This window comes from Mariniflexile maritimum (assembly GCF_009746565.1).
GTDB classification, from domain to species: Bacteria; Bacteroidota; Bacteroidia; order Flavobacteriales; family Flavobacteriaceae; genus Mariniflexile; species Mariniflexile maritimum.
Map to the genome: position 1 here is coordinate 267,082 of NZ_WRPN01000003.1, position 13,261 is coordinate 280,342.

General features: G+C 37.7%; 13 protein-coding genes. 12 read left to right on the forward strand and 1 reads right to left on the reverse strand.

Annotation, left to right across the window (positions count from 1 at the left end; genetic code table 11):
- Window positions 1–76 precede the first annotated feature (76 nt).
- The 5 genes from GQO80_RS06505 to GQO80_RS06525 all read left to right on the forward strand — a co-directional run bounded on the left by GQO80_RS06505 (window position 77) and on the right by GQO80_RS06525 (window position 4,805).
- A complete protein-coding gene (locus tag GQO80_RS06505) occupies window positions 77–1,231 on the forward strand; it encodes a 5-(carboxyamino)imidazole ribonucleotide synthase (protein ID WP_157207526.1) in 1,155 nt (384 codons plus the stop codon).
- A 2-nt stretch (window positions 1,232–1,233) separates the two neighbouring features.
- Window positions 1,234–1,716, forward strand: a complete 483-nt coding sequence (gene purE / locus GQO80_RS06510) for a 5-(carboxyamino)imidazole ribonucleotide mutase (RefSeq protein WP_157207527.1) — start codon at window positions 1,234–1,236, stop codon at window positions 1,714–1,716.
- A 144-nt stretch (window positions 1,717–1,860) separates the two neighbouring features.
- Window positions 1,861–3,918 carry a M3 family metallopeptidase gene (locus tag GQO80_RS06515; RefSeq protein WP_157207528.1) on the forward strand — a complete coding sequence of 686 codons (2,058 nt, stop codon included), beginning with the start codon at window positions 1,861–1,863 and terminating at the stop codon, window positions 3,916–3,918.
- A 57-nt stretch (window positions 3,919–3,975) separates the two neighbouring features.
- A complete protein-coding gene (locus GQO80_RS06520) occupies window positions 3,976–4,530 on the forward strand; it encodes a sigma-70 family RNA polymerase sigma factor (RefSeq protein WP_157207529.1) in 555 nt (184 codons plus the stop codon).
- A gap of 2 nt (window positions 4,531–4,532) precedes the next feature.
- Window positions 4,533–4,805, forward strand: coding sequence for a hypothetical protein (locus GQO80_RS06525; protein WP_157207530.1), 273 nt, complete (start codon window positions 4,533–4,535; stop codon window positions 4,803–4,805).
- On the opposite strand, the gene GQO80_RS06530 is transcribed toward GQO80_RS06525, so the two are convergent.
- Complete coding sequence (locus tag GQO80_RS06530; RefSeq protein WP_157207531.1) at window positions 4,777–5,625, reverse strand: UbiA prenyltransferase family protein; 849 nt, start codon at window positions 5,623–5,625, stop codon at window positions 4,777–4,779. The genes GQO80_RS06525 and GQO80_RS06530 overlap by 29 nt on opposite strands.
- A gap of 133 nt (window positions 5,626–5,758) precedes the next feature.
- On the opposite strand from GQO80_RS06530, the gene gcvP reads away from it, so the two are divergent.
- From gcvP to GQO80_RS06565, 7 genes are all read left to right on the forward strand, one after another.
- A complete protein-coding gene (gene gcvP / locus GQO80_RS06535) occupies window positions 5,759–8,608 on the forward strand; it encodes an aminomethyl-transferring glycine dehydrogenase (protein WP_157207532.1) in 2,850 nt (949 codons plus the stop codon).
- 201 nt (window positions 8,609–8,809) lie between these two features.
- Window positions 8,810–9,868: a 3-oxoacyl-ACP synthase III family protein gene (locus GQO80_RS06540; RefSeq protein ID WP_157207533.1), complete on the forward strand. Its 1,059-nt coding sequence runs from the start codon at window positions 8,810–8,812 to the stop codon at window positions 9,866–9,868.
- Between the two features lie 170 nt (window positions 9,869–10,038).
- Complete coding sequence (locus GQO80_RS06545) at window positions 10,039–10,923, forward strand: HNH endonuclease (RefSeq protein WP_157207534.1); 885 nt, start codon at window positions 10,039–10,041, stop codon at window positions 10,921–10,923.
- Window positions 10,924–11,086: 163 nt separating this feature from the next.
- Window positions 11,087–11,329, forward strand: coding sequence for a hypothetical protein (locus GQO80_RS06550; RefSeq protein ID WP_157207535.1), 243 nt, complete (start codon window positions 11,087–11,089; stop codon window positions 11,327–11,329).
- The gene (locus GQO80_RS06555; RefSeq protein ID WP_157207536.1) at window positions 11,311–11,646 is read left to right on the forward strand and encodes a type II toxin-antitoxin system RelE/ParE family toxin; all 336 of its coding nucleotides are present in this window, start codon (window positions 11,311–11,313) and stop codon (window positions 11,644–11,646) included. The genes GQO80_RS06550 and GQO80_RS06555 overlap by 19 nt, the downstream gene beginning before the upstream one ends.
- A 155-nt stretch (window positions 11,647–11,801) precedes the next feature.
- Entirely contained in the window at window positions 11,802–12,332 is a 531-nt protein-coding gene (locus GQO80_RS06560; protein ID WP_157207537.1) for a methyltransferase domain-containing protein, read from the forward strand.
- A 59-nt stretch (window positions 12,333–12,391) separates the two neighbouring features.
- Window positions 12,392–13,243, forward strand: coding sequence for a glycosyltransferase family 2 protein (locus GQO80_RS06565; RefSeq protein WP_157207538.1), 852 nt, complete (start codon window positions 12,392–12,394; stop codon window positions 13,241–13,243).
- Window positions 13,244–13,261: the final 18 nt, after the last annotated feature.

A 13,261-nucleotide genomic window follows, 5' to 3' on the forward strand; every position in this document is an offset into this window, starting at 1 on the left:
TTTATGAATTCGAGACTAATTTAAGATTTAAGTGTATTTTTGCGTATCAGTTAACGATTTTTCACAATAGAAACGCATGAACTACTTTTCTTCAAATTTCAAACTTGGAATCCTTGGTGGCGGGCAATTAGGCAAAATGCTGCTTAACGACACCCGAAAATTTGATATTTATACCTGTGTTTTGGATGCCAGTGATGAAGCACCCTGTAAAATAGCCAGTAATGAATTCCATTTGGGCAATTTAATGGATTTTGATGCGGTTTACAACTTTGGAAAACAAGTAGATGTGCTTACCATTGAAATTGAAAACGTAAATGTTGATGCCTTGGAAGCACTAGAGAAATTAGGTAAAAAAGTGTATCCATCATCAAAAACCTTGCGAACCATTCAAAATAAAGCCACCCAAAAATTGTTTTATATTGATCATAATTTGCCCACTGCGCCGTTTTCGCGATTTGCCTATCTTTCTGAAATTGAAGATACCATAAACAATGGCGGTTTAAAGTTTCCGTTTGTTTGGAAGGCTGCACAATTTGGATACGACGGCAATGGCGTAAAAGTGGTTAGAACCCTTTCAGATTTAGAAGGCTTGCCAAAAGGGGAATGCATTGCGGAAACAGTGGTTCCTTTTAAAAACGAACTGGCGGTTATTGTTGCCAGAAATGCATCGGGCGAAACAAAAACTTTCCCTGTGGTTGAAATGGAATTTCACCCCGAGGCCAACCAAGTGGAATACGTTATTTGTCCTGCACGAATTTCAGAAGAAGTTGCCAAAAAAGCAATCGACATTGCCCTAAAAACATCGAAAGCATTTAACCATGTTGGGTTGTTGGCTGTTGAAATGTTTCAAACGGAAAACGACGACATCCTCATTAACGAAGTCGCTCCCCGACCCCATAACTCGGGCCACCAAACCATTGAAGCCAGTTACACCTCGCAATTTGAACAGCATTTAAGAGCTATTTTAAATTTACCTTTAGGAAGAACCGATAGCAAAGTGGGTGGCGTGATGGTAAATTTGGTGGGAGCCGAAGGTTTTTCAGGAAACGTGGTTTACAAAAATATTGAATCCATTATGAAAATGGAAGGCGTAACACCCCATATTTACGGCAAAAAACAAACCCGTGCGTTTCGTAAAATGGGGCACGTAACCATTGTGAACGAAAATTTAAACGAAGCACGACGCATTGCCGAAGAGGTTAAAAAAACGATTAAAGTTATAAGCGAATAATTATGAACAAAGTAGGAATTATCATGGGAAGCAAAAGCGATTTGCCAATAATGCAAGACGCTATTGCTATTTTAAAAGATTTTAATATCGCTGTTGAAGTCGATATCGTTTCGGCACACCGTACTCCAGAAAAATTATTCGATTATGGCAAAAACGCCCACACCAGAGGCTTCGCCGTTATTATTGCGGGTGCTGGAGGTGCAGCGCATTTACCGGGCATGATTGCATCTTTATCGCCCCTGCCCGTTATTGGCGTTCCGGTAAAAAGTAGCAATTCTATTGATGGCTGGGATTCTATACTATCCATTTTACAAATGCCCGGAGGCGTACCGGTTGCTACGGTGGCTTTAAATGGCGCAAAAAATGCTGGCATTTTGGCCGCTCAAATTATTGGCACTTCAAACCCAGATATCTTGAATAAAATTATCGACTATAAAGATGCCTTGAAACAACAGGTGCATGAATCGGCAAAAGACCTAAAATAAAAAAACCTCGAAGGTGTCTTCGAGGTTTTCTAGCTATTAAGAATAATTTTATGAGTTAGTCACTCTTCAAATTGTTGCAGCAAAAATACAAATTTTTTATTATGTATGCATAATAATTTAATTTTTTAATCTATCCCTATTGAAATGACAGAGAACATTTTACTGAAACCGTTCAAAACACCTTATAATACAGCCCCTTTTTCAAAAATAAAAAACGACGATTTTCTTCCTGCGTTTAAACAAAGTATCGCAAATGCCAAAGCTGAAATTGATGCAATTGTTAATAACCCTGATGCGCCAACCTTTGAAAATACAATGGAAGCCCTAGAGTTTTCGGGCGAACAATTAGATAGCATTTCAAGCATCTTTTTTAATTTGAATGCCGCTGAAACCAATGATATCATTCAGAAAATAGCGCAAGAAGTCTCGCCTTTATTATCTGAATTCAGTAACGACATCACATTAAATGAAGCTTTATTCAAACGTATAAAATCGGTTTACAACTCTAAAGAAACCTTAAATCTATCACCCGAACAGCAAACGCTTCTCGACAAAAAATACAAAAGCTTCTCAAGAAACGGTGCCAATTTACCCGATGACAAAAAAGAAAAACTCCGAGAAATCGATAAACAATTAAGCCAATTAAAATTGAAATTCGGCGAAAATGTTTTGTCCGAAACCAATAAATTCGAGATGCTCATTACCGATGAATCGCAACTTTCAGGTTTACCCGAAGGAGCCATGGAAGCAGCCAAACAATTGGCCGAATCCAAAAACAAGGAAGGCTGGTTATTTACCTTAGATTACCCAAGCTACATCGCTTTTGTTACCTATGCCGATAACCGGGAGCTTCGTAAAAAAATCACTCTTGCAGCAGGAAGCAAAGGCTTTAACAACGATGCTCTGGACAACCAAGACATTGTTTTAAAAATAACAAAACTCCGGTTTGAACGCGCCCAATTACTGGGCTATAAAACCCATGCCCATTTTGTTTTAGAGGAACGCATGGCAAAAACGCCCGAAAAAGTTCTGGAATTTTCAAACGACCTATTGGAAAAAGCAAAACCAGCCGCCGAACGCGAGTTTGAAAACCTTCAACGTTTTGCAAAAGAAGTGGATGGTATCGAGCAACTCGAAAAATGGGATGGCGCGTATTATTCCGAAAAATTAAAACAAAAACTTTTTAGTTTAGATGACGAGCTGTTGAAACCCTATTTCAAACTGGAAAATGTCATTCAAGGGGCATTTACGGTTGCCAATAAACTTTTCGATTTGAACTTTGAGGAAATAAATACCATCGACAAATACCACGAAGACGTTATAACCTACAAAGTATCCGACATTAACGGTGATTTAGTAGCCATTTTTTACACCGATTTTTTTCCAAGAGCAGGTAAGCGCAATGGTGCGTGGATGACCTCCTTCAAACCACAATCCAAAAAAAATGGCTTAAACGAAAGGCCCCATGTTTCCATAGTTTGTAACTTCACAAAACCTGTACTGAGCGTAACAAAAGGGTCCACAACACGTAAACCTTCATTATTAACCTTCAATGAAGTAACCACCTTGTTCCACGAATTTGGGCACGCTTTGCACGGAATGTTGGCAAATACTACTTACCCAAGTTTATCGGGCACGTCGGTTTTTTGGGACTTTGTGGAATTGCCAAGTCAGGTTATGGAAAACTGGTGCTACGAGAAAGAGGCTTTATCATTATTTGCCAAACATTATGAAACCGGGGAGTTAATTCCTATGGATTTGGTTGAAAAAATAAAAGCATCGGCCACCTTTCAGGAAGGCATGCAAACCTTGCGGCAACTAAGTTTTGGCTTGTTGGATATGAGTTGGCACGGTCAAGACCCTTCAAAAATAACCAATGTAAAAGCACACGAAGAGGAAGCTTTCAAAAACACAACTTTATACCCGGAAGTTGCAGAAAACTGTATGAGTACGTCGTTTTCGCATATTTTTCAAGGCGGCTATTCATCAGGTTATTACAGTTACAAATGGGCCGAAGTGTTAGATGCCGATGCTTTTGAATATTTTAAGGAAGCAGGTATTTTCAACAAAGAAATCGCCACTAAATTTAAAAACCATGTACTGTCCCAAGGTGGCACCGAAGACCCAATGGTGCTTTATAAACGCTTTCGCGGAAAAGAGCCGCAGCCCGAAGCCTTGTTGAAACGGGCGGGGTTGATTTAGAAATATTGAAAATATCCATTCTTTTCCACTATTTTTGAAAAAGAAAATTGCAAAACCATGCCCAACCACCAAATTAATCCAAATAAATGGATCGATTTATATGCCGATTATCTTTATAATTACACCATTTCGCGTGTAAACGATGGTATTATGGCGCAAGATTTGGTGCAGGATACTTTTTTGGCAGCCCTAAAATCGATGAAAAATTTTAAGGGTGAAGCCAATGAACGTACCTGGTTGATTTCCATTTTAAAGCGGAAAATTATTGACCACTACAGAAAAGTAAATTCCAACAAAGGAAAAGCCGAAGTGCGAATTACTTATAATGATGATTATGAAACCGAAGGCGATTGGCTGGAAGAACGTGTGGCAGACCCGTTTGACAAAACGGCCGAAGACACCATGCAAAACGACGAACTTGGCGACGCAATTTTTAGCTGCCTAAACAAGCTCCCCGAAAAACAAGCTGAGGTTTTTAGGATGAAGTCCATTGAAGGACTGGATACCGACGTAATTTGTAATGAACTTAACATCACAGCGTCTAACCTTTGGGTCATTATCCACAGAGCACGTACTGCCATGGCAGCCTGCTTAAAAGAAAATTGGTTTTAATTATGAGTACCAAAATTAAATTTATGTTAAAGTGCGATGAAGCCAACCATGTGTGCGATAAAGTACAATATAAAAATGCTTCGTTTTGGGAAAAAGTAAAGTTAAGCATTCATTTGGTTTTATGTGAAGCATGCAGAAAATACACGCGGAACAATGTAAAACTTACCAAAATCATCAAAAAATCGCATGTTACCTGTTTAGATAGAAAATGCAAACAAACCATGAAGTTAAAGCTGGACAAAGCCATTAAAGAAACCGGAACCAACCTGCCATAAGCAAAAGTAAAGCCCATAAAATAGGTAAGCCTTCAACCCAAAACGAACTGTAATATTTTCCTTGTTCTATTTTTGAAAACAGCAACAGAATAACGGTTATAATTAATACCATCACTAAAACCAGCGCGTAATTTGGGTTTAATTCATTTTTAAAATATTCCAAAAAACTAAACAATCCCATTAACAAAACCCCAAAAAGTTTTGTCTGTTTCACACCCAATTTTTGTGGGATGGTAGCCAAGGTTGAACTATCGTAACGTAAATCCCTAATTTCAAAAGGCAACATTAAAATGATTATAAAAATAAACCGTTGCAAAGCCGTAAGAAGCACATCAGCATTTATGGCATAGCCATTATTTACCAGCGGAAGAAATACCGTAACACCCGTCCATACCAGCGCAATCATGTACACTTTTAACCCGCCGATATTCCTTAAGGTCATCGAGCCGTCACAAAACTTGTTTTTTGGCAAAAAGGGCATCGCATAAAAAAAAGTTAGAAGTCCGAGTCCCGAAATAAAAATCAACGAATTTAACTTTAATTTAAAGGCACAATAACACATAGCCATAAAACTTAAAAACGAAAAAACCTGGATAGCTTTTAACCAATTTGCCAAACTTTTTCGGTGGAATTTTGCCATGCTATAATACTTAACAAAATTATAACCCGAAACAGATGCGAAAAACACAAAAAACAACAAGAACCAATCCTGTGAAATACCATATTCCGCAAGGGTTATCCATGTTAACGAAACCACGGCTAAAGCCACATGGATACTGCTGTTTATGTAAAAATTGAAGAGTTGTTTTAAAACCTGCATCCTGCAAAATTAAACAAACCCTTTTACACAGTGTTAATAACGCATCCAATTGGTTAAAAACTTTCCGTTTTACGCCATAAAACACGTTGTATATTATGTATTTTTGCCAATTATATAAACAAATACGTTGTAAATGAACACAAACGCTTTTGCATTGCGTCATATTGGCCCAAGAGAAAACGACCAAAAACTTATGTTGGAAACTATTGGAGTTGATTCTTTAGACCAATTAATTTATGAAACCATCCCCAATGATATTCGCTTAAAAAATGGTTTAAAATTGGATACTCCCATGACGGAATATGAATATTTGCTTCATATCCACGAGCTTTCCAAGTTAAACAAAGCCTATAAAACATACATCGGTTTGGGCTACCATCCAACCATCATGCCTGCTGTTATTCAGCGAAATATTCTTGAAAACCCAGGTTGGTACACCGCCTATACGCCCTATCAAGCAGAAATTGCACAAGGCCGATTGGAAGCCCTTTTAAATTTCCAAACCATGGTGATGGATTTAACTGGTATGGAAATTGCCAATGCATCGCTACTTGATGAAAGTACAGCCGCCGCCGAAGCAATGGGCTTGCTTTTCGCCGTGCGCGAACGCGAGCAAAAGAAAAATAATGTCAACAAATTTTTTGTTTCAGAAAACATATTGCCTCAAACATTATCATTGCTTCAAACCCGCGCCAATCCTATTGGTGTTGAACTGGTAGTTGGAGCAGAGGAAACTTTCAATTTCCCATCAGATTTTTTTGGTGCCATTTTACAGTACCCCGGAAAACACGGACAGGTAACTGACATTAAAACATTTATTGAAAAAGCGAACAAAGCCCAAATAAAGGTAGCCGTAGCCGCCGATTTGTTGAGCTTGGTAAAGCTAGAAGCTCCCGGTAAATTTGGTGCCGACGTGGTAGTGGGCACCACCCAGCGCTTTGGCATACCCATGGGCTTTGGTGGTCCGCATGCAGCATATTTTGCCACTAAGGAAGCCTACAAACGCGACCTCCCCGGGCGCATTATTGGCGTTACCAAAGATGCCAACGGCAACAGGGCCTTGCGTATGGCATTGCAAACGCGCGAGCAACATATAAAACGCGATAAAGCCACCTCCAATATTTGTACCGCCCAAGTTTTATTGGCGGTTATGGCAAGCATGTATGCCGTGTACCACGGCCCAAAAGGGTTGAAATTTATTGCAAACCGAGTGCACCACACAGCTTCAACACTAGCAACCATCTTAAAATCATTAGGTTACAATCAAGTAAATACCGAATTTTTTGACACCCTTCAAATTAAAACCGACTCCAAAAAAATAAAACAAGTCGCCAAGACCAAAAAAGTCAATTTATATTATCCCGATAAGGAAACCGTTACCATTTCAATAAACGAAACCACTTCGGTAAGGGATATAAACTATTTAATTTCGGTTTTTGCTGAAGCTGCCGAAAAAGAAACCATCGTTATTTCTACTATTTCAGAAGAAACTACTATTTCAGAAAAATTACAAAGACGGTCTGATTTTTTAACCTTGGATGTGTTCAACCTATACCATTCAGAAACCGAATTGATGCGTTACATAAAATTATTGGAACGTAAGGATTTGGCTTTAAACCATTCCATGATTTCTTTAGGTTCTTGTACCATGAAGCTAAATGCAGCTTCAGAAATGCTACCCTTAAGCATTTTTAAATGGGCAAACATCCATCCGTTTGTGCCTAAAAAACAAGCGCAAGGTTACCTAACTGTTCTAAAAGAATTGGAAGACCAACTTACCGAAATTACAGGTTTTGCTGCCACATCGCTACAACCAAATTCTGGGGCACAAGGTGAATATGCCGGTTTAATGGTGATAAAAGCATACCATGAATCTCGTAATGAGGGCCACCGAAATATTTGCTTAATCCCATCATCTGCACATGGCACAAACCCTGCAAGTGCTGTTATGGCAGGCATGAAAGTGATTGTAACCAAATCGACCGCAGAGGGCAATATCGATGTGGACGATCTACGCGAAAAAGCCATTTTGCACAAAGAGCATTTATCGTGTTTAATGGTTACCTACCCGTCAACCCATGGCGTTTACGAATCGGCCATCAAGGAAATTACTAAAATCATCCACGACAATGGCGGGCAAGTTTATATGGACGGTGCCAACATGAATGCCCAAGTAGGCTTAACAAACCCCGGAAATATTGGGGCCGACGTGTGCCATTTAAACCTGCACAAAACCTTTGCCATTCCACATGGTGGCGGTGGCCCGGGTGTAGGCCCTATTTGCGTAGCCAAACAACTCGTGCCGTTTTTACCCGGAAATCCTATTAAAAAAGTGGGTGGCAGCAAAGCCATTACCGCTATTTCAGCAGCACCTTACGGGTCGGCGTTGGTTTGCTTGATTTCTTATGGCTACATTAAAATGCTTGGCGCTGAAGGCTTAACGGAATCAACCAAAATAGCTATTTTGAACGCCAACTACATCAAGCACCGTTTACAGGGTAGTTTCAACACGCTGTATTCTGGTGAACGCGGTCGTGCAGCACACGAAATGATTGTAGATTGCCGTCCGTTTAAAGACTATGGCATTGAAGTAGTTGATATTGCAAAACGCCTGATGGACTACGGATTTCACGCACCAACGGTATCCTTTCCTGTGGCAGGGACCTTGATGATTGAACCTACCGAAAGTGAAAGTAAAGCTGAAATGGACCGCTTTTGTGATGCCATGATTTCCATAAAAAAGGAAATAGAATCGGTTTCAAAAAACGATGACTCTAATATTTTAAAGAACGCACCACATACCTTGGACATGGTAACTTCAAACGAATGGAATTTTCCATATTCGCGGGAAGCAGCCGCATTTCCGCTTGACTATGTGAGAAATAACAAATTCTGGCCCAGCGTTAGACGGGTTGATGATGCTTATGGCGATAGAAACCTGATATGCTCCTGCGCTCCCATTGAAGCCTATATGGAAGCTTAAAATGGCCGTTGAACATCGTAAATTAATTTCAAACTAAATTTGTCTTTTTAAAAAAACCAGTACTTTTATTGGTGAATTAAAAAGGCAGATTTTTTGTTTTTATAACATCGGCACGAAACATGTTTTTTTCAATGAAAACATTGAAAAATTAAGGCTAGGGCACAAATCAAATCGCCTTTAAAAAACAGATATCATCTACTTATGAATATTAAAATTACCGGTACTGGTAGCTATATTCCAGATACCATTGAAAAAAATGACGCTTTCTACGAACATACATTTTTAAACACCGATGGCTCCATAATCAATTCGCCAAACGAGGTTATCATTGAAAAATTCCAAGCTATTACGGGTATTGCCGAAAGACGTTATGCAAAAGCGCATTTAAACTCTTCCGATTTAGGTTTTTTCGCCGCCGAAAAAGCCATAACAGACGCAAATATCGACCCCGAAACCATCGATTATATAATTGTTGCCCATAATTTTGGCGATGTTCGATATAACAATAACCAAAGTGATATGCTACCCTGTTTGGCCGCTAGGATTAAGCACAGTTTGCGCATTAAAAACCCAAAATGTGTAGCGTTCGATATTCTTTTTGGCTGCCCTGGCTGGATCGAGGGCGTTATCCAAGCGAAAGCCTTTATTCAATCGGGCATGGCAAAACGCTGTTTGGTTATTGGCACCGAAACCCTTTCAAGGGTAGTTGATAAGCACGACAGGGATTCCATGATTTTCTCTGATGGCGCCGGCGCAACCATTATTGAAGCAAGCAACGACGAAGGCGGTATCATGGCACACGAAAATGCCAGTTACACCTATGATGAGGCCTATTATCTCTACTTCGGAAACTCCAACAATCAAGCACTCAGCAAAGACACGCGCTACATAAAAATGGAAGGCCGCAAAATTTATGAATTTGCGCTAACCACCGTGCCAAGTGCTATGAAAGCCTGTTTGGATAACAGTGGCCTCAACATAAAAGATGTGAAAAAAATATTTTTGCACCAAGCCAATGAAAAAATGGATGAAGCTATTTTAAAACGCTTTTACCGCCTTTACAGAACCGAAATCCCACAACATATTATGCCCATGAGCATCCAAAAATTGGGCAATAGCTCGGTGGCAACCGTACCAACACTTTTGGATTTGGTAAGAAACAATAAACTGGAAAACCATAGGCTGAAAAAAGGCGACGTGCTGCTATTTGCCAGTGTGGGCGCGGGCATGCACATTAATGCATTTGCCTATAAATATTAGAGAAGATTAGTTATTGGGTTATTGAGTGAGAATTACCAAATAACCAATTAACTTAATAACTTATTTTTTAAATTTACTGTACATACAAGAACAATGAGTGCATCTGAAATAAAACGAGATGTTTATTTAAAGTTAAATATATTAACTAGTTGTATGCCATTTGACCAAAAATGAGAGATTGGATAAATATTATAGATGAGTGGACTGAAAACAAAAGAGATAAATCCATTAATTCTTATTTAAAAAACTTTTTTGAAAAAACATTCCAAAACACATTAATTCCAGAAAAAAGTTGGTTTGGATTTCCACCTTCCAAAAATAGTCTCGGATTATTTTTTGGTAGAGTAATGTTAGTTGGAATTTTCCAAGACACAATAGAAATTATAATTGATGACGATATTTCCGATAAAATTGGTTTTCCAACGAGAGTTGTTGGAAGTTCCAAATCAAACGGTGAATTACTATTTTGGATAACTACAAGTTCATCAAATCTAAAAAAACTAATCGAAAATGAGCTAATTTGGAAACATTATAAAGTTGCTTCTTTGAAAGTTGACAGTTACTCAAATATAAGTTGGGAAAGAAAAGATTGGCTTAATGGTAAATTTAGACTTTCAGAAATATACAACCCAAACAAAAGAATTGAATTAACAAATGAGGAATATGAATTAACTTTTGAAAATGAGATAAGAAACTCTCAACTTGATTCAAAAGAAAAAAGAATAGAAAGACTTAAAAAAGCAAATAAAACTGCTCAACAAACTATTTCCACATCAAAAATCTATATACGAAATTCAGATGTAGTAGCAGAAGTTTTGGACAGAGCAAACGGAATTTGTGAATATTGTGAAAATCAAGCACCATTTAAGAGAGATTTTGACGGACTTGGATTTTTAGAAGTTCATCACCTAATTCCACTTTCAGAAAACGGATTGGATACAGTAGAGAACTGCGTTGCATTATGTCCAAATTGTCATAGACACGCACATTACGGAAAAAAAACATTTGAACTGAATAAAATAAAAAAAAAACGGCATACAAATGGCTATAAGTAATTGCTTGTTCTCGCCTACTTCTGAAAATCCTCTCGGATTTTCAGTTTGGTGTGTATTTGCAAAGTTAAGTGCTAACCCACGCACTACTCATGGCCGAGACCGTTGAGCAACATTAGGAAAAACGAACAATTTTTCAGATATTTAAAGCTTTAATTCAAGTAAAATGGCAACAGTAGATAACATACGAAACGGATTGATAGACAAAATACTATCCATTACGAATAAAGATTTTTTAGTCGCTCTTGACAAATTAATTACGTCAAGTTCTTCGGAAACTGACATTATTGAATTAACAAAAGAGCAAAAAATTATGCTTGAAATGAGTGAACAGGATATAAAAAGCGGAAAACTTATTTCTCAAGAAGCTATGGACAAGAGAAATCTAGAATGGCTAAACGCAAGGTAATCTGGACTCGGACAGCCGACATTCAATTCGTGGGAATTTTAGAATATTGGGTAAATAGAAATAAGTCGAATACCTACTCAAAGAAACTCGTGAAATTAGTTTCGGAAAGAACAAATCAAATAGCTGAACAACCATTAACTTTCAAAGCAACTGATTTTAAAGACACGAGAGTTGCTTCACTTAGTAATTTCAGCATTTACTATAAATGTCATGGCACAGACATTATAATCACTGCTTTTTGGGATAACAGACAAAATCCAAAAAAATTATTGAAAATTTTGGAAAACAAAAAATTAACGTTGCCCAACAATGGCTAAAGTAATTTCTTGGTCTCGCCACTTTTTTGAAAATCTGAAAGTATTTTCAGTTTAGCGTGTATTTGTAAGGCGCCAAACCCGCAAAACACTTATAAACAAAATGTTATAAATAAGAGTTCCTTAAATTAACCCACCTGAAAAAACATATTTAGTTCATGTACGAAAAAACTTTTCCTAACAAACGTTTTAGGCATACCATCCAATTTTTAGAAAAGCACATTCCAAAAAATGAAACTATTTTGGATTTGGGCGTTGTAAATCCGTTTACGGAAATTATGATGAAACATGGGTACAAGGTTGAAAACACAACAGGTGAAGATTTAGATTTTGACACTTCAACCATTGAAAAATCAAACGCATCGGTAGTAACTGCTTTTGAGATTTTTGAACATTTACTTTCGCCTTTTTCAGTACTTCAAACTATAAAAGCAGATAAGTTGGTAGCCAGTGTGCCGTTAAAGTTATGGTTTTCTTCAGCTTACAGAAGTAAAACCGATATGCTGGATAGGCATTACCACGAATTTGAAGATTGGCAATTCGATTGGTTATTGGAAAAAGCAGGTTGGAACATACTAGACCGTAAAAAATGGACCAACCCAACTAAAAAAATTGGTATTCGCCCCTTATTGCGCTGGTTTACCCCAAGATATTACATTGTTTATGCAGAAAGAATAGTTGAACAATAGTATAAAAAATCGTAAAAATGTTTCCCGTTTTGTACTTTTAAACTTGAAAATTTTAAACTTTGAATTTTTACATCATCATTCCAGCTCATAACGAAGCACGTTCTATTGGGTTAACCCTAGACTCGTTAATCCATCAAACCCTTCAGCCAAAACGGGTGGTGGTTGTAAATGACAATTCAACCGATAACACACAACATATTGTTGAAACTTACGCTAAAAAACATCCTTTCATTTCTCTTGTAAACTCAAAATCATCAAACGTCCATTTACCAGGTTCAAAAATCATCAATGCGTTTTATAAAGGTTATGAAATACTGGATGAAAACTACGATGTGCTGTGTAAGTTTGATGCCGATTTAATTTTTCCTTTAAATTATTTAGAGCAATTGGCCCATCATTTCAATAAAAACAAAAAACTAGGGATGGTTGCTGGTTTTTGTTACATTGAAAAAAATGGGGATTGGATTTTAGAAAACCTAACCCGTAAAGACCACATTCGAGGTGCTTTGAAAGCGTATAGAAAAACGTGTTTTTTACAAATTGGAAAATTAAAACCCTCTATGGGTTGGGACACGGTAGATGAATTGCTCGCTAAATTTTATGGTTGGGATCTTTTAACCGATGAATCGCTTCATGTAAAACATTTAAAACCAACGGGCATAGGTTACAACAAAGCTTCAAGATATTTGCAAGGAGAAGCCATGTACAAAATGCGTTACGGGTTTGTAATTACGTTTATTTCTGCTTTGAAATTGGCCTATAAAAAAGGGAGTTTTAGTTTGTTTAAAGATTATTTGGTGGGTTATTTTAAAGCGAGAAAAAATAAAATACCCTTTTTGGTTTCAAAAGAAGAAGGAAAATTTATTAGGGATTTACGTTGGAAGGGGATGAAAAACAAATTTCTACACTAAAACACTGAATTTCAATTT